Source organism: Sphingomonas sp. SDUR79 (assembly GCF_056821745.1).
This window is the reverse complement of the sequence record NZ_JBPDIN010000001.1, coordinates 3,335,391-3,355,885: the sequence shown is the minus strand read 5'-3', so window position 1 is coordinate 3,355,885 and position 20,495 is coordinate 3,335,391. Positions and strand designations below refer to the sequence as shown.

At 67.8% G+C, this 20,495-nt stretch carries 21 protein-coding genes and 1 tRNA gene; 18 read left to right on the top strand and 4 right to left on the bottom strand.

The genetic code is table 11. The features are described from left to right. Positions 1 to 14 precede the first annotated feature (14 nt). Genes ACRYLO_RS16590 through ACRYLO_RS16580 form a run of 3 tightly spaced genes read left to right on the top strand, consistent with a single transcriptional unit; the run spans position 15 to position 3,415 of the window. Positions 15 to 2,474, top strand: coding sequence for a DUF2339 domain-containing protein (locus tag ACRYLO_RS16590; RefSeq protein WP_482661165.1), 2,460 nt, complete (start codon positions 15 to 17; stop codon positions 2,472 to 2,474). Positions 2,475 to 2,514: 40 nt separating this feature from the next. Continuing rightward, positions 2,515 to 2,940 carry a hypothetical protein gene (locus ACRYLO_RS16585; protein ID WP_482661164.1) on the top strand — a complete coding sequence of 142 codons (426 nt, stop codon included), beginning with the start codon at positions 2,515 to 2,517 and terminating at the stop codon, positions 2,938 to 2,940. A 4-nt stretch (positions 2,941 to 2,944) separates the two neighbouring features. Next, the gene (locus ACRYLO_RS16580; protein ID WP_482661163.1) at positions 2,945 to 3,415 is read left to right on the top strand and encodes a hypothetical protein; all 471 of its coding nucleotides are present in this window, start codon (positions 2,945 to 2,947) and stop codon (positions 3,413 to 3,415) included. 4 nt (positions 3,416 to 3,419) lie between these two features. Here ACRYLO_RS16580 and ACRYLO_RS16575 read toward each other — a convergent pair whose 3' ends face one another. Next, entirely contained in the window at positions 3,420 to 3,899 is a 480-nt protein-coding gene (locus ACRYLO_RS16575; RefSeq protein ID WP_482661162.1) for a DUF6456 domain-containing protein, read from the bottom strand. A 93-nt stretch (positions 3,900 to 3,992) separates the two neighbouring features. Here ACRYLO_RS16575 and ACRYLO_RS16570 point away from each other — a divergent pair, with 93 nt between their 5' ends. Next, entirely contained in the window at positions 3,993 to 4,562 is a 570-nt protein-coding gene (locus tag ACRYLO_RS16570) for a helix-turn-helix domain-containing protein (protein ID WP_482661161.1), read from the top strand. Positions 4,563 to 4,693: 131 nt separating this feature from the next. Next, positions 4,694 to 5,056 carry a hypothetical protein gene (locus tag ACRYLO_RS16565; protein ID WP_482661160.1) on the top strand — a complete coding sequence of 121 codons (363 nt, stop codon included), beginning with the start codon at positions 4,694 to 4,696 and terminating at the stop codon, positions 5,054 to 5,056. A 36-nt stretch (positions 5,057 to 5,092) separates the two neighbouring features. Here the strand turns inward: ACRYLO_RS16565 and ACRYLO_RS16560 are convergent. Next, positions 5,093 to 5,168: transfer RNA gene (locus tag ACRYLO_RS16560), tRNA-Val, on the bottom strand. 88 nt (positions 5,169 to 5,256) lie between these two features. Between ACRYLO_RS16560 and gltX the strand changes: the two genes are divergently transcribed. The 9 genes from gltX to ACRYLO_RS16515 all read left to right on the top strand — a co-directional run bounded on the left by gltX (position 5,257) and on the right by ACRYLO_RS16515 (position 11,903). Continuing rightward, on the top strand, positions 5,257 to 6,591 hold the full coding sequence (gene gltX, locus ACRYLO_RS16555; protein WP_482661159.1) for a glutamate--tRNA ligase: 1,335 nt from the start codon (positions 5,257 to 5,259) through the stop codon (positions 6,589 to 6,591). Between the two features lie 148 nt (positions 6,592 to 6,739). Further along, on the top strand, positions 6,740 to 7,411 hold the full coding sequence (locus tag ACRYLO_RS16550) for an energy transducer TonB (protein WP_482661158.1): 672 nt from the start codon (positions 6,740 to 6,742) through the stop codon (positions 7,409 to 7,411). Between the two features lie 43 nt (positions 7,412 to 7,454). Then, on the top strand, positions 7,455 to 7,811 hold the full coding sequence (locus tag ACRYLO_RS16545) for a hypothetical protein (RefSeq protein ID WP_482661157.1): 357 nt from the start codon (positions 7,455 to 7,457) through the stop codon (positions 7,809 to 7,811). Between the two features lie 14 nt (positions 7,812 to 7,825). Further along, positions 7,826 to 8,770 (top strand): bifunctional diaminohydroxyphosphoribosylaminopyrimidine deaminase/5-amino-6-(5-phosphoribosylamino)uracil reductase RibD, encoded by a 945-nt coding sequence (gene ribD, locus ACRYLO_RS16540; protein WP_482661767.1) that lies wholly within the window; start codon positions 7,826 to 7,828, stop codon positions 8,768 to 8,770. A 3-nt stretch (positions 8,771 to 8,773) separates the two neighbouring features. Beyond that, positions 8,774 to 9,382 carry a riboflavin synthase gene (locus tag ACRYLO_RS16535; protein ID WP_482661156.1) on the top strand — a complete coding sequence of 203 codons (609 nt, stop codon included), beginning with the start codon at positions 8,774 to 8,776 and terminating at the stop codon, positions 9,380 to 9,382. Continuing rightward, the gene (ribB, locus tag ACRYLO_RS16530) at positions 9,369 to 10,508 is read left to right on the top strand and encodes a 3,4-dihydroxy-2-butanone-4-phosphate synthase (protein WP_482661155.1); all 1,140 of its coding nucleotides are present in this window, start codon (positions 9,369 to 9,371) and stop codon (positions 10,506 to 10,508) included. The genes ACRYLO_RS16535 and ribB overlap by 14 nt, the downstream gene beginning before the upstream one ends. Continuing rightward, positions 10,508 to 10,924 (top strand): 6,7-dimethyl-8-ribityllumazine synthase, encoded by a 417-nt coding sequence (gene ribH, locus ACRYLO_RS16525; RefSeq protein WP_422056166.1) that lies wholly within the window; start codon positions 10,508 to 10,510, stop codon positions 10,922 to 10,924. Before ribB ends, ribH begins: the two co-directional genes overlap by 1 nt. Continuing rightward, entirely contained in the window at positions 10,921 to 11,463 is a 543-nt protein-coding gene (locus ACRYLO_RS16520; protein WP_482661154.1) for a GNAT family N-acetyltransferase, read from the top strand. The genes ribH and ACRYLO_RS16520 overlap by 4 nt, the downstream gene beginning before the upstream one ends. After that, positions 11,436 to 11,903, top strand: a complete 468-nt coding sequence (locus ACRYLO_RS16515) for a hypothetical protein (RefSeq protein ID WP_482661153.1) — start codon at positions 11,436 to 11,438, stop codon at positions 11,901 to 11,903. Before ACRYLO_RS16520 ends, ACRYLO_RS16515 begins: the two co-directional genes overlap by 28 nt. A 53-nt stretch (positions 11,904 to 11,956) precedes the next feature. Here the strand turns inward: ACRYLO_RS16515 and ACRYLO_RS16510 are convergent, their stop codons facing one another. Next, entirely contained in the window at positions 11,957 to 12,700 is a 744-nt protein-coding gene (locus ACRYLO_RS16510) for a prephenate dehydrogenase/arogenate dehydrogenase family protein (RefSeq protein WP_482661152.1), read from the bottom strand. After that, positions 12,697 to 13,803, bottom strand: a complete 1,107-nt coding sequence (hisC, locus tag ACRYLO_RS16505; RefSeq protein ID WP_482661151.1) for a histidinol-phosphate transaminase — start codon at positions 13,801 to 13,803, stop codon at positions 12,697 to 12,699. Before hisC ends, ACRYLO_RS16510 begins: the two co-directional genes overlap by 4 nt. A 77-nt stretch (positions 13,804 to 13,880) precedes the next feature. Here hisC and ACRYLO_RS16500 point away from each other — a divergent pair, with 77 nt between their 5' ends. From ACRYLO_RS16500 to ACRYLO_RS16485, 4 genes are all read left to right on the top strand, one after another. Next, the gene (locus ACRYLO_RS16500) at positions 13,881 to 15,443 is read left to right on the top strand and encodes a flavin monoamine oxidase family protein (protein ID WP_482661150.1); all 1,563 of its coding nucleotides are present in this window, start codon (positions 13,881 to 13,883) and stop codon (positions 15,441 to 15,443) included. A 32-nt stretch (positions 15,444 to 15,475) separates the two neighbouring features. Beyond that, positions 15,476 to 16,591, top strand: coding sequence for a homoserine O-acetyltransferase MetX (gene metX / locus ACRYLO_RS16495; protein WP_482661149.1), 1,116 nt, complete (start codon positions 15,476 to 15,478; stop codon positions 16,589 to 16,591). Beyond that, positions 16,588 to 17,178, top strand: coding sequence for a methionine biosynthesis protein MetW (gene metW / locus ACRYLO_RS16490; protein WP_482661148.1), 591 nt, complete (start codon positions 16,588 to 16,590; stop codon positions 17,176 to 17,178). Before metX ends, metW begins: the two co-directional genes overlap by 4 nt. A gap of 64 nt (positions 17,179 to 17,242) precedes the next feature. Continuing rightward, positions 17,243 to 20,440: an amidohydrolase family protein gene (locus tag ACRYLO_RS16485; protein ID WP_482661147.1), complete on the top strand. Its 3,198-nt coding sequence runs from the start codon at positions 17,243 to 17,245 to the stop codon at positions 20,438 to 20,440. The last annotated feature ends 55 nt before the right edge of the window (positions 20,441 to 20,495 follow it).

Here is a 20,495-nt window from a genome sequence, read left to right as displayed (position 1 = left end):
CCACAAGGTCCGCGATGGACGGCATCCTGTTCCTCGCCGTGGTCGCGCTCGGCATCATTGCGATGGCGCAGGGCCAGCGGCTGCGGGCGCTGACACGCCGGATCGAGTGGCTCGAAAGCGCCCCACGCGCACAGCCCCAGCCGACCCGCGCGACCGAACCCGCTCCCGTAGCTCAGGTCGCACCCGCGCGCGCCACCCCCGCGGCCATCACCCCTCCGATCCAGGCCCCGCCACCACCGCCAGAACCCGATCCCGAACCAGAGCCAGCCCGCCCCAGCCTCGAATCGCTCATCGGCGCGCGTTTGCCCGTGTGGATCGGCGCGGTCGCGCTGGTCGTCGCGGGCTTTTTCCTCGTGCGCTACGCGGTCGAGATCGGCCTGCTCACCCCTGCGGTGCGCACCATCCTCGCCGCGCTTTTCGCCGTAATTCTCGTCGGCGCAAGTGAGGCCGCCCGCCGCATCCCCGCGCTCGCGGAAGACCCGCGCATCGCCCAGGCGCTCGCCGGGGCCGGCATCGCCAGCAGCTATGCGACACTCTACATCGCCGCCGCGCTCTATCACCTGATTGGCCCGCTCCCAGCCTTTATGCTGATGATCGGCGTCACCGCGCTCGGCCTGTTCCTGGCACTGCGCCACGGCCCGCCGACCGCCGTGCTGGCGCTGGCCGGAGGTTTCATCGCCCCGCTCGTCGCAGGCTACGACGCCGCCGGCATCGGACCACTGCTTGTTTACCTCGGCCTGTTCACTGCGGCATTGTTCGGCCTCGCCATCCATCGCGGCTGGGGCTGGCTCGCACTCGCCGCTACGGTAGTCGGCTTCGGCTGGATCAATTTCCTGCTCGTCGCACTGGAGCCGACCCGACTGACTGGCCCGGCCGCGTTCGTCATCGCGCTCGCGCTTGCCGCCACGCTCGCCCTGCCCCGCGCTGGGGTGACCAGCGCCTGGTTGCGCACCGCTCCACTCGTTGCGGGCCTCATCCAACTGTTGATCTTCGCCCCCGCGCTGACGTTCGACGGGTTCGCCTGGAGCTTCTACCTCATCCTCGCCGCCGCCGCGCTGATCCTCGCCTGGCGCGACGAGCGCTATTTGCCCGGCGCACTCGCCGCGCTCGGCCTGTCGCTGGTGCTGCTCGCCGCCGCGTTGGTCGCCCCGGAGCACGGCGCGACCTTCTTCGCCGCGCCGGTCCTCGCCTTGATCTTCGCCGTACCCGGCCTCGTCCTGCTCGACCGCGCGCGCAGCTGGGCCATCATCGCGCTCGGCGGCATCACCGGGCCGGTCCTGCTCGCCAATGTGCTTGAGCCATCGCGCCTCGCCGACTGGCACTGGGCAGCGCTCGAACTCTTCGCCGCCGCGCTCGCCTTCCTTGTCAGCTGGCGCCGTCGCGCCGCAACCGACAGCCACGATCCCGGCCTGATCGGTGGCGCGCTCACTGCAGCGATCCTGTTCGCCACCGCCGTCGGCCAGCTGGTCGCGATCGAGTGGATCGGGGCGATCTTTGCCATAGCGACACTCGGCCTCGGCCTGTGGGCGCGGCACATCGGCGACCGCGCGCTGCTGATGCTGCCCGCACTCGGCATCGCCGCGATCCTGTGCGCCGCGATCGCGCCGATCCTCGGCTACGCGCTGCTGCTCGCCCAGTCGCTATCCGGCGAAGGCGTAACCGCCCCGCTTCTGCCTCCCCTCGCCGAGGCGTTCCGCGCGCTCGTCCCGCTGATCGCCACCATCGCGCTGCTCGCCCCCGATTCCCGCCAGTTCGGCCGGCTGCGCAACGCAGCGCTCGGCGTCGGCACCGCCGCCGCGCTGCTGCTCCTCTACCATCTCGCCAAGCTGCCGCTCGCCATCGCCAGCGACGCCCGTTTCGAAAATCTCGGCTTCATCGAGCGCGCTGCGATCACCCACGCCCTGTTCGCCGCCGCCTTCCTGCTGCGCGGCCGCCTCCCCACCATCGCGCTACCGCTGTTCGGGCTCGCGCTCGGCCGCCTGATCTGGTTCGACCTGATCGTCATCAACCCGCTGCTCGTGGCGCAGCAGGTCAGCCTCTTCCCGCTCGCGCTGCATGTCGCGCTGGCCGGTTTCTGGCTCTATCGCTTCCTCCCGCAGCCGCTTGCGACCCGCGCCGCCATCGCCGCCGCCCTCCTCGCCACCCTCGCCGCCGTCCGTCAGGCCGCGCATGGCGGCATCATCACCGGCCCGATCGGAACCGGAGAAAACTACGGATACTCGATCGCCCTCCTCCTCCTCGCGCTCGCGGGTCTGACGCTGGGCATCCGCTCGGGCAGCCGCGACCTGCGCCTCGCCGGGCTCGGCCTGCTCACCTTCGTCACGGTCAAGGTGTTCCTGATCGACGCAGCCGCGCTCGACGGCTTGCTCCGCATCCTGTCCTTCCTTGGCCTCGGCATCGCTTTGATCGGTATCGGCTGGGTCTATCGCCGCTTCCTCGCCGCGCGACCGAAAGCGTCAGTGGCGAACGCCTGACCCCGGCGGCATCCTGGCCTCACACCAACAGGAGGCCCAGATGACCAAGATTGTCCATATCGTCGATCCCGCCGAGACCGACATCGACGCCGCCCGCGCCATCGCGCTGTCGGGCGAGCTCGCCAGCTATGCCCGCGCCGCCCAGGACCCGCTGGCGATGGTCGAAGCTGCCAAGCTGCTCGCCGCCCTTCCCCGCAATGTCTTCGCCCCCGGCGCGACCACCGCCGCCGCACTCTATGCCGAAGCACGCCTGCTCGCCCGCAGCGACCCCGCGATGCTCGCCGAGATCGACGCGGTGCAATATGGCTATGCCCGCCCCACGCGCGGCACTTGCTACGCCGCGGAAAGCTGGGTCGTTGGCTATCGCGGCAACGGCATCGGCCTGTCGGCCACCCCCGCACCGCAAGTCCGCTTCCGCGTCGGTGCGCCGGTCTGGACCGGCCCCCACCCCGCCAGCGCGGCCTGATCCGATGCGTACTGCCCTTCGCCTGCTTGCCATCGCATTGACCCTGGCGGCGCTGCCGGTTCGTGGCGAAGATCGTCCACGCCCGGTCAGCGGAAGCGAAATGCGCGCCGAGGCCCGGTCGCTGGCGGCAGGGGACCCCCGTCTGCTCGCCGAGGTTGCCGAGGCCGAGGCTGAGGCCGAACGCGGCGTGCTCGGCTCCGGCCCCAGTTCGATCCGCCAGACTGTCCCCGCCGGTGCGACCTGGGCGTTGCCGATTACGCGGAGCTCGCACGCCGCCGCGACCATCGCGGTCCGCCGCATCGGCGCTGCCCCGGTCGCGCTGACGATCCTGGACGCGACGGGGCGACAGCTCTGCACCGACAATAGCGGCAGCGCGTTGCTCACCTGCCGCATTGCTGCGGGCGGCGGCCCGCTCGTCGCCCGAGTCGCCAATCGCGGTGCCGATGCGACCGATGTGCTGCTGCTGATGAATTAGCCGCTCACGGCAAGCGGTAATGATCCGCCAGCCGGTCGAGCGCCAGCGTCAGGACCAGCCGGCCGGCGCGGGCCGGCCAGGCTAACGCCTTTTCCGCCGCCGGGACGCTCTCCCCGGCGCAAATCACCCGCCACACTATATCCGCCAGCCCGCGCCCCGCCGCGGCAATCGCCGCATCGAATCGCCGCTTTGCCGCGATCTGCGCCTCGGTCGGGTCGAGACCCGTGCTCGGCCCACCCCCGCGCCGTGCCGCCGGTGCCGCATCCCAGCGCATCGTCACGCGCGGCCCCAGGGCCGCCATTTCATAGTCGTCGCGCAGCCGCTCGCCCGCCTCGAATTGCCGGGCATCGACCATGTTACGCGCCCGCAGCCAGGCGAGCGGCGATTCAGCGTCATTGACCGTGACCCGCCGCCCCGTTCGCCGGGCCGGGACATTCCGCACGACATGGCCATCCTCGATCGTGCGTTCGACCAGTTCCCGCATCCGCTGCTCCTATGTTCATCTGCGAATCGGACTTGCCATGGCGTCACGCTTGTAGGAAAGAGATTTAACCGTATCGGTTATCAGGAGCCGCCATTGATCACCGCGATCCGCGAAGTCCGACGCGCCAAGGGACTGACACTGGAAGAAGTGGCGCAGCGCTGCGACCCGCCGACCACCGCTCAGACGATCGGGCGGCTCGAAACCGGCACCCGCACCGTATCGGTCATCTGGCTCAACCGCATCGCCGCGGCGCTCGGCGTCGATGCGGCCGATCTGGTCCGCCTGCCCGATCGTCCCGACATTCCGGTCGCAGCCAATCTCGATTCGACCGGCGCTCAGGCGCTGCGCCGCCCCGCCACCGTCGTGCCGCCGGTTGCCGAAGCCGATCTGGTGGCGGTCATGGTGACGGGCAGCATCGGCGATTATCGCGCCGGCGATGAAATCTGGTGCCGCCGCCTCGCCCCCGGCGCGTTCGGTCAGGCGCTCAATCGCGATGTGCTGATCCCGCGTCCGGCGGGCCGCTTCCTGTTCGGCCGCATGATCGCGCATGAGGGGGAAGGGGGGCGGCTCAACATCTTGCCCCTCGGCCCCGGCGCGCGGCAACAGGTGGTTGCCGACCCGCCCTGGATCGCCTGCGCCACACGGTTGGTACGCTCGCTTTAGGCTCGGATTCGACCCCGCCGGATCGACACCGTGTTGCCTCGGCACGCATGGCCATGCGCATTTCCCCCTATCTTGCCTAGCGCGTCGCACCGGCGCATGCTGGTTCCAGTCCTTTTAGGGGAGGGATGCTCATGCACTATCTGACCGGCCTCACGCTGGCCCTGTTCGTCGCGTCGCCCGCACTTGCCGAGGATTGGGACTTCGTCCTGACCAACGGCACAGGCAAGCCTATCAAGATGATCGAAATCGCACCGACCGGATCGACGGACTGGAAGGCGGGGCTGGAGGAAGAGGCGGCACGCCGCTCGCCGGTGATCAAGCCGGGTGCGAAGACGACGGTGCGGTTCGATCGCCCGTCCAGCCAATGCCGCTTCGACCTGCGCGCGACCTTTGAAGACGCCACGACAATGGTCTTCAGCAGCGCCAATGTCTGCGACAACAGCTATGTCACGGTAAAGCTGACCGGCGGCAAACCGTCGATCACCGCCAATTGAGCTGGTTCTGCGACTGAGCCGGGTTCCGGAAAGATCTGGTGGGCGCTGACGGGCTCGAACCGCCGACCCTCTCGGTGTAAACGAGATGCTCTACCAACTGAGCTAAGCGCCCGGACGCGCCCCGATAGGCGCAACCATCGCGCGCGTAAAGACGCGCGCGATGGTTTCCATCGCGCCGCCAAATCGGCTAGCGCGCGCGGATGATCAGCACGCCCGTCGTCACCCGCTTTGCGCCCAGCCCTACCGGCCGTCTGCATGTCGGCAATATTCGCACCGCGCTCCACAACTGGATGTGGGCGCGCAAACAGGGCGGACGCTTCCTGCTGCGCATCGACGATACCGATGCCGAGCGGTCGGAAGAGGCCTATGTCGACGCGATCCGCGCCGATCTCGCCTGGCTCGGCCTCGACCCCGATGGCGAGGCGCGCCAGTCGCAGCGCTTCGACCTGTATGAGCGCCGCTTCGCCGAGCTCGTCGCGGCGGGCCGCGTCTATCCGGCCTATGAAAGCCAGCAGGAGCTTGAGCTCAAGCGCAAGATCCGGCTCGGTCGCGGCCTGCCGCCGATCTACGATCGCGCCGCACTCGCCCTGACCGATGGCGACCGCGCGACGCTCGAATCAGCCGGTACCCGCCCGCACTGGCGCTTCAAGCTGGACAATAAAGCGCCGATCGAATGGACCGATCTGATCCGCGGGGCGCAGCGCTTCGATCCGGCGACGATGAGCGATCCCGTCATCCGCCGCGCCGATGGCTCGTGGCTCTATCTCCTCCCCTCGGTAATCGACGATATCGACATGGGCATCACTCATGTGGTGCGCGGGGAGGATCACGTCTCCAACACCGCGGCACAGGTGCAGATGTTCGCCGCGCTCGGCGCAACGCCCCCCGCCTTCGCCCACGAAGCGCTGCTGACCGGGAGCGAGGGCAAATTGTCCAAGCGGCTCGGCTCGCTCGGCTGCGACCATTTCCGCGATACCGGACTGGAGCCGCAGGCGATCATCGCCCTGCTCGCCCGGCTCGGCACCAGCGATCCGGTCGAGCCGCTTGCCGACTCCGCACCGTTGATCGCCGGGTTCGACTTCGCCCGGTTCGGCCGCGCGCCCGCGCGCTTCGATGAGGCCGAACTGGCCCAGCTTAATTCCCGCATCGTTCACCAGCTGCCGTTTGCAGCGGTCGCTGATCGGCTTCCTGCTGGGATGGACGCTGCGGCATGGGACGCGATCCGCCCGAATCTCGACACCGTCACGGGTGCGGGCGATTGGTGGCAGGTGGTCGCAGGTCCGGTCGATGCAGCGCCCGATCCGGAGGACGCCGCGTTCCTCGCCACCGCTGCGCAGGTCGCCGCGTCGATCGACTGGAGCGCCGACCCCTGGCACGCGCTGACCGGCGCGCTCAAGGAGGCGACCGGACGCAAGGGCCGCGCGCTGTTCCATCCGCTGCGCCGCGCACTCACCGGTCGCGACTCGGGACCGGACATGGCCGCGCTCCTCCCCCTGATCGGCCGCGATCGCGCAATCGAGCGCCTGCGCGGCTAGAGCCTATTCGGGCTGGCTTACCCGCCCGGCCGCTCCACTTCCCTCCTACCGGATCGCTCAACCACCCGGGCGAAAAGGGGTTTGAAACTCCAATGTTATGGTATAACATCCATGTACCGGCAAAGACCGGAATGATGGAGAGCCTGTCATGCACACCACCCGCTATCAGCCTTCCGCCTCACGCCCGGCCAGCGCCGGGGCCTCGCTGCTCATCCTTGCCACGGTAGGCTTCGGCGCGACGCTGGTCGGTCCGACGCTCGTGCCGATCCTTAAGGACCCCCCGATCGAGGTCATTCCTATCCAGCTCGATCCGCCCAAACCCGACCCCAAGCCGATCGAACAGGTCCGCGACAAGCGCGATGCCGTCCCGACGACCCAGCCGCTGCCAAACCAGCCCGATCCGGTCGTGCCGATTGCCGGGGCCGGCAATCCGATCAGATCGACCACGGGCTTTGACCCGATCCCAATGGACCCGCCCGCCGATCCCGGGCCGCCCTCGACCGGCACCGTGGTCGACCCGCCCAAGCCGCCCGTGATGATCGGCGCGACCGTCGATCCGCGCTACGCCGACTCGCTTCAGCCGCCCTATCCCGGTTCCGAAATCCGCAATCAGACCGAAGGCAAGCTGACCGCGCGCGTGCTGGTCGGGGTCGACGGCCGGGTGAAGGCGATCGAGATCATGCGCAGCCCCAGCAAGGGCCTGTCCGAAGCCACCCGCCGCCATGCTTTGTCCAAATGGCGGTTCAAGCCGGCGACCCGTGACGGCGTCCCCTATGAAGACTGGATGACGATGACGCTGAGTTTCAAATTGGTGGATTGACGGGGACTGGCCTCAGGCATCGGCATTCCCTATCTTGGCCGCCATGAGGTTCTTCAAACCCGATCGCCCCGTTTCGACGGTCGGCGCGCTGGCGGATTTGCGCAATGTCCTGCGTATCCGCCACCGCTACCAGCTGTGGTTCCTATTCGCCGCAGCGGTCACCACCGGCCTGGTCCTGTTCGGCTTCTACAAGGACAGCTATTTCGAGAAGCCGTACAAGCGCGAGATCGTCTATTTCCAGAACTGGCGCGCCGACCGGACGATCGACGAGATCATCGCCCAGCAGAAGATCGACGAACCGATCCGCCAGAAAAAACTCGCCGAGGAAAAGGCGAAGGCTGAAAAGAAGAAGCGCGAATACAAGAAGATCGACGACAAGCTGAAAGAATACGGGATTTGAACGACGCCGCGTGGATGGGCGCCGCGCTCGCGCTTGCCGAGCGCGCGCGGGGCCGTACCGCGCCCAATCCCAATGTCGGCTGTGTCATCGTGCGCGCGGATCGCGTCGTCGGGCGCGGCTGGACCCAACCCGGCGGCCGCCCGCATGCCGAAGCGATGGCGCTGGCGCTGGCAGGCGACGCCGCGCGGGGTGCCACTGCCTATGTCACGCTGGAGCCATGCGCGCATGAATCGGCGCGCGGCCCCGCCTGCACCGACTCGCTGATCGCCGCCGGCGTCGCCCGCGTTGTCATCGCCTTGCGCGACCCCGACCCGCGTACCGACGGGCGCGGCATTGCCGGGCTGCAAGCGGTCGGGATCAGCGTAACCACTGACATCGGTCCCACCGAAGCCGCGCGCTGCATGGCCGGCTTCCTCACCCGCCGCGCATACGGGCGGCCCTTCGTCACGCTCAAGCTCGCGACCTCGCTCGACGGCTGCATCGCGCTCGCCAACGGGACAAGTCGCTGGATCACCGGCCCACGCGCCCGCGCACACGCCCATCTCGAACGCGCTCGCCATGAAGCGATCCTGGTCGGTCGCGGCACGCGCGACGCCGACACTCCCGCACTCGACGTGCGGCTTGCCGGGCTTGAAGATCGCGCTCCGCGCCGCGTCCTCCTATCCGCGACGGACGCACCTGGCTGGACCCGCATCGCCGCGCCCGAAGCCATCGCCGACCTGGAAGGCGTCGATCACCTGCTGGTCGAGGGCGGCGCACAAACCGCCGCTGCCTTCCTCCGTGCCGATCTCATCGACCGCCTCTTGCTCTACCGCGCCCCGATCCTGCTCGGCGGCAAGCCCGGTCTCGCCGACCTCGCCCTTGCGACGCTCGATCCCGCGCACGGCCGCTGGCGATTGCACGATGCGCGCATGCTTGGCAGCGACCGGCTCGAGGTTTACGAGCGCGCCAGAGGATAGGATATGTTCACCGGAATCATCACCGATGTCGGCGCGATCGAAGCGATCGAAAATCGCGGCGACCTGCGTGCGCGCATCACCACCGCCTATGACATGGCCACCGTCGATCTCGGCGCGTCGATCGCCTGTTCGGGCGTCTGCCTGACCGTCGTCGGCAAGGGCCCGGGCTGGTTCGCAGTCGATGTCAGCCACGAAACCATCTCACGCACCGCGGCCCAGTGGCAGGTCGGCCAGCGCCTCAACCTCGAACGCGCGCTCAAGGTCGGCGACGAGCTGGGCGGCCATATCGTCACCGGCCATGTCGATGGCGTCGGTACCGTGTTGGGCATCTGTCCCGATGGCGACTCGCAACGGATCGGCATTGCCGTGCCCGCCACCCTCGCCCCGTTCATCGCCGCCAAGGGTTCGATCACCATCGACGGTGTGTCGCTGACCGTGAACGAAGTGACCGACCAACCCGACGGCACCGCCCATTTCGCGATCAACCTGATCCCGCACACGCAGTCGGTCACCACCCTCGGCGCGCTCGCCCCGGGTCAGGCGGTCAATCTCGAAATCGATGTGCTCGCACGCTATCTGCAACGAATGGAGGCCGTCCGTGGCCCACGCTGAACTCTCCCGCCTGCCTCACGCCTTCCTGTCGACGCCCGAAGAGATCATCGACGAAGCGCGCAACGGCCGCATGTTCATCCTGGTCGATGACGAGGATCGCGAAAATGAGGGCGATCTGGTCATCCCCGGCCAGATGGCGACCCCCGATGCGATCAACTTCATGGCCCGCCACGGCCGCGGCCTGATCTGCCTCGCCATCACGCAGGCGCGCGCCGACCAGCTCGGGCTGGAGCCGATGTCGCGCCGCAATGGCACCAGCATGGGCACCGCGTTCACGGTCTCGATCGAGGCAAAGGAAGGCGTGACCACCGGCATCTCCGCCGCCGATCGCGCCCGCACTGTCGCAGTCGCGACCGACGCGACCAAGGGTGCCGCAGACATCGTCTCGCCCGGCCACGTCTTCCCGCTCGTCGCGCGCGAAGGCGGTGTGCTGGTCCGCGCCGGTCATACCGAGGCTGCGGTCGACGTATCCCGCCTCGCCGGACTCAGCCCCTCGGGCGTGATCTGTGAGATCATGAAGGATGACGGCACCATGGCGCGGATGGACGACCTCGTCGCCTTCGCCCAGCTGCACAATCTGAAGATCGGCACGATCCGCGACCTCATTGCCTATCGCCGCCGCCACGACCATCTGGTCGAGCGCCGTGCCGAATCGGTGTTCACGAGCCGCTGGGGCGGCGACTGGCGCACCATCGCCTTCTGGAACAAGGCAACCGGCACCGAACAGCTCGCGCTGGTCAAGGGCCGCGTCACCCCTGACAAGCCGACCCTCGTGCGCATGCACGCGCTCTCGCCCTTCGCCGATGTGTTCGGCGAGGCGGGGGATCGCGGCGTCTTGCTGCAGCGCTCGATGGAGATCATCGGCGCGGAAGGCGCTGGCGTCGTGGTCGTCATCAACAAGCCACGCGCCGACGCCTTCACCATGGCGGTCGAGCGCAAGGCCGGAAAGCGCACCGAAGTCGATATGGAGGAGTTGCGTGATTATGGCGTCGGCGCGATGATCCTCAATGATCTGGGGGTCGAGGAAATGGTGCTGCTCACCAACACCCATCACACGCTCGTCGGCCTCGATGGCTATGGGCTGCGCATCGTCGGCGAGCGCGCAATCGATCTGAAAGGCGAATAATGGCCAACATCCTGATCGTCGAAGCGCGCTTCTATGACCATTTGAACGACATGCTGCTCGCCGGTGCCCGCGCCGCGATCGAGGCGGCGGGCCATTCCCACGAGACCGTCACCGTCCCCGGCGCGCTCGAAGTGCCCGGCGCGATCGTGCTGGCCGAAGAAACGCAGCGCTACGACGCCTATGTCGCGCTCGGCGTGGTGATCCGCGGCGAGACCTATCATTTCGAGATCGTCTCGAACGAAAGCGCGCGCGGGATCATGGCGCTGACCATGGACGGCATCCCGATCGGCAACGGCATCCTGACCACCGAGGATGAGGCCCAGGCGATCCGCCGCGCCGACCCCGCGCAGCTGAACAAGGGCGGCGGCGCGGCAGAGGCGGCAATCGCGATGCTGGCGCTCAAGCAACGGCTATGACCCACCCGATCCTCTTCACCGAACGGCTGATCCTGCGCCGTCCGGCGGCGGAGGATCTGGATGGCTGGGCGGCTTTCTCGGCAGACCCCGTCGCGACCGAGCATCTCGGCGGCCCGGTCGAACGCAGCGTCGCCTGGCGTCAGCTGTGCACCATGGCCGGCGCATGGGAGATCAACGGCTTCGCGATGTTCTCGGTCATTGAGCGTGCGACCGGCAAATGGGTCGGCCGCCTCGGTCCATGGATGCCCGACGGCTGGCCCGGCACCGAAGTCGGCTGGGGCGTTGCTGCCGAGTTCGCCGGGCGTGGCTATGCCTATGAAGGCGCAGTCGCCGCGATGGACTATGCCGTCGATGTGCTCGGCTGGGACGAGGTGATCCACACCATCGCGCCCGAAAACACCCGCTCGATCCGGCTTGCCCAGCGGCTCGGCTCGACCAACCTCCGCCCGGTCCTGCTCCCCGCCCCCTATGCCGACGTCCGGGTCGACGCCTGGGGCCAGAGCGCTGACCAGTGGCGCGCACGGCGGGCAGCCCGGTGACCGACGTGCCACCCAGCCGCTACAAGGTCGTCGAGCGCGATCGGCGGCTCGTGGTGATCGACACGGTGACGGGCAAGCCGGCCAGCGCGCCCGGCCCCGTCCCAGCGAAAGCCCGGCCGGAGCCAGCCGCGTCCGAACGGCCCGTCAGCGAACCCGAACCCCGCCGGATCGACGACCGCAGCGGCGCACAGATCCTCACCACCTCGCCGGTTTACGACCTCAAGGCACCACGCCGGATCGTCATGGACGACCGTTTCAACGAGAAGATCGGCAAGGCGATCGGCGGCTGGCTGATCACCCTGTTCGTTGCCTTCACGATCGCCTTTCTGTTCTTCCCCTGGCTGATCGTGCTGCCGTTCCTGGTGATCCTTCAACCCGGGCTCCGTGCAGCGGCCCGCAAATGGGTCACCGCACGGTTGGACGAAGTGGAACGCAGTTAGAGTCGTTTTCCGGTTCGGCGGCACCGGCCCGCTTCAGCTTTGCTGAAACGACATTAGGCGCTGCGGTTCCCGGCGTTGAGCGCACGTGCCAGCAGGCCATTGGCCTCCCCGATAAACTGCTGCGTGATCTCCCCCGCGAACGGGTTGAGGTTCTGGATCGCGAAGAACAGCTCCTCGCTATCGTCGCCGATCAGCGCGCACAGCTCGAGCAGGTGCTGGTAGCTGTCGGTCTTCAGCTCCTCGTCGGGGATGCGGATGTTGACGAGCGTCCGGCCGATCAGGTGCGTGAGCGCCTGAACATAGGCCATTTCGCGGTCATGCTCTTCGGCGCTGGTGATCGATACCTTGAGGCCGAGCTTGCGTCCGAATTCGGCGACGCGGTGGTGGCGCTCGCCGCGCACCGGGCAGACCACCAAGGGCTGTCCCGCCAGCCCGCGCCGCGCGCTCTGCGGGCCGAACAGTGGGTGGGTGGCGACGATATCGACACTCTCGGGCAGCGCCTCGGCCATCCAGCGGGCGGGGAGCATCTTGACCGATGCCACGTCCACGACCAGCGCGCCGGTGCGGACATGCGGGGCGATGGCGGCGAGCGTGCGCTCGATCGCCTGCACCGGGACGGCGAGCATCACCGCATCGCACGCGGCGACCGCCTCCAGCGTGTCAGCAACCACGCCAATCCGCACCGCATCCGCGGCAATGTCGCGCGAATCATGCACGATCACCGTGAAATGGTCGCGCAGATGCGTGGCGGCGAGCTGTCCGAACCGCCCGAAGCCGATGATGCCGAAGCGCTTCATTCGGCGTCGGCGGCGGCCACCAGCTGCTGGAGGATCGCCGCGACCGCGCGCGTCTCTTCCTCATTGCCGATGGTGATTCGCAGGCCGTGGGGCAGACCCTGGCCGGGCAGCCAGCGCACGATATAGCCCGCGTCCATCAGCCCCTTATAGGCCGCTTCGCCGGTCAGCTTGCCCTCGAACAGCACGAGGACGAAATTGGCCTGGCTCGGCACCGCGCGCAGCCCGGCATTGCCGAGCTTGGCGATCTCATCGCTGAACCAGCGGCGCCATTGGGCATTCTCCGTCTTGCAGCGCGCGACGAAATCATCGTCGTTGAGCGCGGCGATCGCGGCCGCGGTCCCGGCAATAGTGATGCTGAACGGCAGGCGGATGCGGTGCATCGCTTCGATAATCGCAGGCGCGCCATAGCCCCAGCCAATGCGCTCGGCGGCAAGGCCGTACATCTTGGAGAAGGTGCGCGTGACCAGCACGTTGGGCGCGGTCATCGCCAGCTCCATCCCGCCATCGTCGATGTCGCCATCGATATATTCGGCATAGGCGTGGTCGAGCACGAGCAGGATGTCGTCGCGCAGCCCGGCGTGGAGGCGGGCGATCTCTTCGCGGCTGGCATGGGTGCCGGTCGGATTGTTCGGATTGGCGATGAATATGATCCGCGTCTTGTCGGTGACACTGGCAAGGATCGCGTCGACATCGGTCGCATAATCCTTGTCCGGTGCGACCACCGGCACCGCGCCGACGCGCTTGGTCGCGATCGGGTACACGGTGAAGCCGTAATTCACATAGATGATCTCGTCGCCCGGCCCGGCGAATGCGCCGGCGGCGAGGTGCAGCACCTCGTCCGATCCATTGCCATAGATGATCCGGTCGGGATCGAGCCCGTGCTTGGCGGCCAGCGCCTCACGCAATTCAGTCCCGCTGGCGTCGGGATAACGCTCGAGGCTGCTTGCGGCGGTCGCAAATGCGGCGCGCGCAGCGGGCGAAGTGCCGAGCGGGTTTTCGTTCGACGACAATTTGATCGCCTTGCGGCCATCATCGGTCTTCGACTTGCCCGGCACATAGGGGGCGATGTCCATGATCCACGGCTTGGGGGTCGGTCCAGTCATGGGCGACCCCTTTGCCCAATGGTTACGCAATAGCAAGGTCATGGCGCTACGCCCGGCGCAACGAAACCGGGGGTGGGATGCGAAGCGGCGGGTTGATTTGGACTGCACTGGCGGCGGCACGGCGGCGAAATCTCGCGGCGGCCGGTGAGACTGCGCCGGTTCCGGCTCAGCCGGGAGCGACCCGCCGTGCGCTGCTTAAGGGCTTTGCGGCCGGGGGTGTCGCCGCCGCGATCCCCACTGCGGCACCGGCGCGCACCGGCATCGGTCGGGTCGCGATCGTCGGCGGCGGCATCGCCGGGCTGACCGCACTCCACCATCTGCGCGAAGCGGGCGTCGATGCCCGGCTTTATGAAGCGGGCGGAAGGCTTGGCGGGCGCGTGTTCACGCAAAAAGCCACGGGCGCCCCGGCGTTCGAGCTTGGTGCCCAGCTGGTCAACAGCGACCATAACGACATACGGGCGCTCACGCGACGGTTCGGAATCGGGCTGGTCGATCGCAAGGTGGACCCGCATCGCAGCATCGTCGTCACGGGCGGTCGCGCGGTGGCGGAAGCGGAGCTCGCTGACGCGCTGGCGCCGATCGCGACACAGATCGGTCGCGACGCCGACCGGATTGATGCCGATCCCGCTGCCTTGCGCGCATTCGACGCGATCTCAATCGCTGACTATCTCGATCGCCATGCGGGATTGCTCCCAACGCCTTGGGTACGCGGCCTGCTCGAAACGACGGGTCGCACCGAATATGGTGCCGAGCCCGATGCTACTTCGGCGCTGTCGCTGCTGTTCAACCTGCCGACCGTGGATGGCGCGCGCGCCGATATCCTCGGCGGATCGGACGAGCGCTACGCCATTGCAGGGGGCAGCAGCACGCTGATCGACGCGCTTGCCACCCGCCATGCCGCCCAGATCGAGACCGGCCGCGTGCTGCGCCGCGTCGGTCGCGCGACGGGGGGCGTCACGCTGAGTTTCGCTGACGGCACGACGGCACGCGCGGATGCGGTGATTATCGCGGTCCCGGCGCCAAAGACGCGCCAGATCGACTTTGAGGTGCCACTGCCAGCCCAGTGGCGCCGGTTCATCAAGGCGATGACACTGGGGCGGAACGAGAAAATCCTTGCTGTCGCCGACTCGGCGCGCTGGCGCGACGCGATCGGCAGGGGCGGCGATGTATGGCATGCCGGCGCGCGCGGCAGCTGGGCAAGCGGTTGGGACGGCAGCGTGCGCGGGGTCGAAGGGCCACCGGTATGGACGTGGTACCTCGGTGGCGACGCCACTGACGATGCCGACCCTGCACGGGCGCTCGCGGCGCGCTATGCGAGCGACGCACGCAGGGCGCTCGGCGATCTTGCCGCTGCCTGTGCCGATGCGCCGGTGCGGCGCACCGCGTGGCACCGCGATCCCCTGATCGGCGGCTCCTATGGCAGCTATCCGCCCGGGCACCTCACCCGCTTCGGGTCGCTGCTGTGGATGGAGGGCAATGACGGCGCGGCGGTGCAGTCCGCCCCGGCGCTTGGCCGCGTCATCTTTGCCGGCGAGCATCTGTCCGACGCCTTCCCCGGCTATATGAATGGTGGCGCGCAGACCGGGCGGCTGGCGGCGCAGGCGATCCTTGGCCGAACCATCCCCGCGCGAACCGCTTGAACCCGCGCCGCGCGGCTTCTAGGCACGCGGCGATGTCTGACGATGTGCGCTTTGGCCTCGACCGCCGCGTGACGCTTCCGGGGCCGCTGCGCCTTGACGGGGGCGTGCTGCTGTCGCCGGTCGAGATTGCCTACGAAACCTATGGCACGCTGGCGGCGGATGGCGGCAATGCGGTCCTGATCTGCCATGCGCTCACGGGCGACCAACATGTCGCATCAGACCACCCGATTACCGGCAAACCCGGCTGGTGGACCCGCATGGTCGGGCCAGGCAAGCCGATTGATCCGGCGCGGCACTTCATCGTCTGTGCCAATGTGCTGGGCAGCTGCATGGGGTCATCCGGGCCCGCGACGGTCAATCCGGCGACCGGCGCGCCATGGGGCATGAGCTTCCCCGTCATCACCATCCGCGACATGGTGCGCGCGCAGGCGATGCTGCTCGACCATCTCGGCGTCGCCAAGCTCAAGGCCGTGGTCGGCGGGTCGATGGGCGGGATGCAGGCGCTGAGCTGGCCGGCCACCTTCCCCGAGCGGGTCGAGGCCGCAGTGGTGATCGCATCGACCGCACGGCATTCGGCGCAGAATATTGCCTTCCATGAAGTCGGGCGGCAGGCGGTGATGGCCGATCCGCGCTGGAATGGCGGCGCCTATTATGAGGGCGAGCCGCCCGCATCGGGCCTCGCGGTCGCGCGGATGGCGGCGCACATCACCTATCTGTCCGAAGCCGGCCTGACCGAGAAGTTCGGGCGCAAGCTGCAGGCGCGGGAAGCGAAGACCTTCGGCTTCGACGCGGATTTTCAGGTCGAATCCTATCTGCGCCATCAGGGGCTGAGCTTTGTCGATCGCTTCGACGCCAACGCCTATCTCTATATCACCCGCGCGATGGACTATTTCGACCTCGCCGAGGAGCATGGCGGCGTGCTCGCCAACGCCTTCCGCGCGACCAGGGCGCGCTTCTGCCTCGTCAGCTTCGACACCGACTGGCTCTACCCCACCCGCGATTCGCGCAGCATCGTGCATGCGCTGAACGCCGCCGGCGCGCCGGTCAGTTTCGTCGAGCTGTCCTCGCCGTTCGGACACGACGCCTTTTTACTGGAAGCGCCCGAGCTGAACCGCGTGGTCGACGGGTTTTTGAGGGCGGGCGAATGACCGGACTCCGCCCCGATCTCGCGATTATCGCGTCCAATGTCGCGCCGGGCAGCCGGGTGCTCGATGTCGGGTGCGGGGACGGGGCGCTGATGGCGGCGCTGCGCGACCAGCGTCAATGCGACGCGCGCGGGCTGGAAATCGACGCCCACAACGTCGCATCCGCGGTCGGGCGCGGGCTCTCGGTGATTCAGGGCGATGCCGACACCGACCTAGCCGACTATCCCGATGCCAGCTTCGACTATGCGATCCTCAGCCAGACGCTCCAGACGACGATGCGGCCGCATGTCGTGCTCGATCACCTGCTGCGCATTGGCGAGCGCGCGGTGGTGTCCTTCCCCAATTTCGCGCATTGGCGGGTGCGGCTGTCGCTCCTGTGGGGCGGGCGCATGCCGGTCACGCGGCTGTTGCCGGTGGCGTGGTACGAGACGCCGAATATCCACCATGTCACCGTCGATGATTTCCGCGCCTATGTGCGTGATCGCGGGATCACGGTCGAGCAGGCGTGGTTCCTGTCGGGCGATCAGCTGACCAGCTCCGCCGCCGCCAATTTCCGCGCCGAACATGCGGTGTTCCTGCTCAAGCGATAGGGCCGTGACGCGGGCGGTTTCGTCCGTTACCACCTGACCCATAAACAGGTTCAGGAGTCCCAACATGCGTCATTCGGTCGCCGGCGTTCTCGCCGCGCTCTTCGTCATGGGTCACGCGCAAGCGCAGGACAAGCCCGCCGAAAAGCCCAAATGGGACGTCAACGCGCCGCAGGGCGCGACGCTGAAGCAGGCGAAGATCGACACCGACGAAGGCACCTGGATCGACGTCGATGTCAGCCCCGATGGCAAGAGCATCGCCTTTGCGCTGCTCGGCGACATCTACACGATGCCGATCGCGGGCGGCACGCCGACGCGGGTTGCCGAGGGGATGGCGTGGGAAGTGCATCCGCGCTTCTCGCCCGATGGCCGCCGCATCGCCTTCACCTCCGACCGGGGCGGTGGCGACAATATCTGGATCATGAATGCCGACGGCAGCGATAAGCGCCAGCACACCAAGGAGGATTTCCGCCTGCTCAACCAGCCGAGCTGGTCGCCGGACGGGCAGTATATCGTCGCGAAGAAGCATTTCACGACCGGCCGCTCGCTCGGCACGGGTGAGGTGTGGCTGTATCACGTCTCGGGCGGGGCGGGCGTGCAGCTGGTCAAGCGCCCCAATGAGCGGCACCAGAAGGAACTGGGCGAGCCGATCTACGCGGCGGACGGCAAGGGCGTGTATTTCACCCGTAACATCACGTCCGGCCCGATCTTCGAATATGCGCAGGATTCGAACACCAACCTGTTCAATATCGAGCGCTATGACCTTGAGACCGGCGAGACGACGACGGCGGTGTCGGGCCTTGGCGGATCAGTGCGTCCGGCGCCCTCGCCCGATGGCAAGTCGATCGCCTTTGTCCGGCGTGAGGCGGGCAAGTCGAAGCTGTGGGTCAAGGACATGGCGAGCGGGGCCGAGCGCATCGTCTATGACGCGCTCGATCAGGACGTGCAGGAAACCTGGGCGGTCACCGGCGTCTACCCCAACATCGACTGGACGCCCGACAGCAAGTCGATCGTATTCTGGGCGGGCGGCAAAATCCGCCGGGTCGATGCCGATGGTGCCAACGCGGCGGTGATCCCGTTCCGCGTCGCCGATACCCGCGCCGTCGCCGATGCCCCGCACCCGCAGATCGCGGTCGCTCCCGCCAGCTTTACCACGAAGATGCCGCGCTTCGCCGCTGTTTCGCCCGACGGTAGCCAGCTGGTGTTCGAGAGCCTGGGCAAGCTCTGGGTCAAGCCGGTCAGTGGCGGCAGCGCGAAGCGGCTGACCACCCTGGCCGATGGCGCGGGGATGGAGCTGTTTCCGGCTTGGTCGCGCGACGGGCGGTCGATCGTGTTCGTTCAGTGGAATGACGAGAGCCTCGGCGCGATCCGCGTGGTCTCCGCCTCGGGCGGTACGGCGCGGAGGGTGACGCAGCAGCCGGGCCATTATGCGCGCCCACAATTCTCGCCCGATGGCCGCACGATCGTGTTTGAAAAGGGCGATGGCGGCGGGCTGACCGCGCCCAAATGGGGTGAGAACCCCGGCGTCTATCGCGTCGCCACCGCTGGCGGCACGCCGGTGATGGTCACGCGCAGCCTGGCGCGCCCGCAATATGGCGCATCGAACGACCGCATCTTCATGGTCGAGGGTGGCGAGAAGCTCCAGCTGGTCTCGACCGACCTGAATGGCGAGGGCAAGCGCGTGCATGCCGCGGGTGAACTCGCCACCGAATTCATCGTCGCACCGGACGGCAAGAGCGTCGCCTTCCGCCAGAATTATCAGGTGTTCGCGATGCCGCTGATGCCCGGTGGCCAGCAGGTCGCGGTCGCGCCCAAGGGCGATGCGCTCCCCGTCGTGCGCGTCAGCAGCGATGGCGGCGATTACATCACCTGGTCGGGCGACGGCGCGCGGCTGCACTGGAGCCTTGGCCCGACGCTCTACACCGCCGACCGCAGCGCCTTCTTCGCCTCGGCCCCCGGTGGCACCAAGGTCACCGTGACCCCGCGCACCAGCTCGATGGCGATGGAGGTCAAGGCGGCCAAGGCGAGCGGTACCGTTGCGCTGACCGGCGCACGAATCGTCACCATGGCCGGCGCCGATGGCGGGGTGATCGAGAATGGCACGATCGTGATCGAGGGGGATCGCATCGTCGCGGTCGCGCCGACCGCTGCGATCCAGCTGCCCGCCGGCACGAAGACGGTCGATGTCACCGGCAAGACGATCATCCCGGGCCTGGTCGATGCGCATGCGCATGGCCCCTATGGCACCGACGAGCTGATCCCGCAGCAGAACTGGTCGCTGCTGCAAAATCTCGCGCTCGGCACCACCACGCTGCACGACCCGTCGAGTCAGGCAGCGCATGTCTTTGCCGCGGCAGAAATGCAGCAGGCGGGCAAGATCCTTGCCCCGCGCCTCTTTTCGACCGGCGAGATCGTCTACGGCGCGCGCGCTGCGGGCGTATACGCGCAGATCGACAGCTATGACGACGCGCTCAATCATGTCCGCCGTCTGAAGGCCCAGGGCGCCTATTCGGTAAAGAACTACAACCAGCCGCGCCGCGAACAGCGCCAGATGGTCGTCGCCGCCGCGCGGGCCGAGGGGATGCAGGTCGTCGCCGAGGGCGGGTCGCTATTCGGCATGGACATGAACCTGATCGCCGATGGCAACTCGACGCTGGAGCATAATGTGCCCGGTGAGGTGTTCTACCAGGACGTGCTGCAGTTCTTCGGGCAGAGTGACACCAACTACACCCCGACGCTGGTCGTCACCTATGGCGGACTGGCCGGTGACCCTTATTGGCGACAGGCGACCAATGTCTGGGAAAACCCGCTGATGGTGCACACGCCCCCGGCGCAGCTGCGCGCCGACACGATGCGCGTGACCAAGGCACCCGAAAGCAATTTCGTCGATGACGAAGCCGCGCGCGAGGCGAAGAAGGTGATGCAGGCGGGCAAGCTGGTGGCGATCGGCGCGCACGGGCAGCAGGCCGGGATCGGCGCGCATTGGGAGCTGTGGTCGTTCGTGCGCGGCGGCATGACCCCGGTCGAGGCGCTGCGTGCAGGCACGATCGATTCGGCCAAGTCGCTGGGCTACGCGAAGGATGTCGGGTCGCTGGAGCCGGGCAAGCTCGCCGACCTGCTGGTCCTCGACGCCGATCCGACTGCGGACATCCGCAACAGCGACAAGATCCACCGCGTCATGCTGGGTGGGCGGATGTACGATCCGCGTACGATGAACGAGGTCGACACCGGCACCGCGAAGCGCCGCCCGTATTGGTGGGAGTGATCGGCCACGGCCGGGGCGACAATGCTCCGGCCGAGCCCACGGGGTTTCGCCGACA

Coding starts and splice junctions, on each gene's coding strand:
- metX (WP_482661149.1), top strand. CDS start 15,476: ATGTCTGACGATGTGCGCTTTGGCCTCGACCGCCGCGTGACGCTTCCG.
- ACRYLO_RS16510 (WP_482661152.1), bottom strand. CDS start 12,700: ATGAAGCGCTTCGGCATCATCGGCTTCGGGCGGTTCGGACAGCTCGCC.
- gltX (WP_482661159.1), top strand. CDS start 5,257: ATGATCAGCACGCCCGTCGTCACCCGCTTTGCGCCCAGCCCTACCGGC.
- ACRYLO_RS16585 (WP_482661164.1), top strand. CDS start 2,515: ATGACCAAGATTGTCCATATCGTCGATCCCGCCGAGACCGACATCGAC.
- ACRYLO_RS16550 (WP_482661158.1), top strand. CDS start 6,740: ATGCACACCACCCGCTATCAGCCTTCCGCCTCACGCCCGGCCAGCGCC.
- ACRYLO_RS16485 (WP_482661147.1), top strand. CDS start 17,243: ATGCGTCATTCGGTCGCCGGCGTTCTCGCCGCGCTCTTCGTCATGGGT.
- hisC (WP_482661151.1), bottom strand. CDS start 13,803: ATGACTGGACCGACCCCCAAGCCGTGGATCATGGACATCGCCCCCTAT.
- ACRYLO_RS16565 (WP_482661160.1), top strand. CDS start 4,694: ATGCACTATCTGACCGGCCTCACGCTGGCCCTGTTCGTCGCGTCGCCC.
- ACRYLO_RS16500 (WP_482661150.1), top strand. CDS start 13,881: ATGCGAAGCGGCGGGTTGATTTGGACTGCACTGGCGGCGGCACGGCGG.
- ribH (WP_422056166.1), top strand. CDS start 10,508: ATGGCCAACATCCTGATCGTCGAAGCGCGCTTCTATGACCATTTGAAC.
- ACRYLO_RS16545 (WP_482661157.1), top strand. CDS start 7,455: ATGAGGTTCTTCAAACCCGATCGCCCCGTTTCGACGGTCGGCGCGCTG.
- ACRYLO_RS16575 (WP_482661162.1), bottom strand. CDS start 3,899: ATGCGGGAACTGGTCGAACGCACGATCGAGGATGGCCATGTCGTGCGG.
- ribD (WP_482661767.1), top strand. CDS start 7,826: ATGGGCGCCGCGCTCGCGCTTGCCGAGCGCGCGCGGGGCCGTACCGCG.
- ACRYLO_RS16535 (WP_482661156.1), top strand. CDS start 8,774: ATGTTCACCGGAATCATCACCGATGTCGGCGCGATCGAAGCGATCGAA.
- ACRYLO_RS16520 (WP_482661154.1), top strand. CDS start 10,921: ATGACCCACCCGATCCTCTTCACCGAACGGCTGATCCTGCGCCGTCCG.
- metW (WP_482661148.1), top strand. CDS start 16,588: ATGACCGGACTCCGCCCCGATCTCGCGATTATCGCGTCCAATGTCGCG.
- ACRYLO_RS16590 (WP_482661165.1), top strand. CDS start 15: ATGGACGGCATCCTGTTCCTCGCCGTGGTCGCGCTCGGCATCATTGCG.
- ACRYLO_RS16580 (WP_482661163.1), top strand. CDS start 2,945: ATGCGTACTGCCCTTCGCCTGCTTGCCATCGCATTGACCCTGGCGGCG.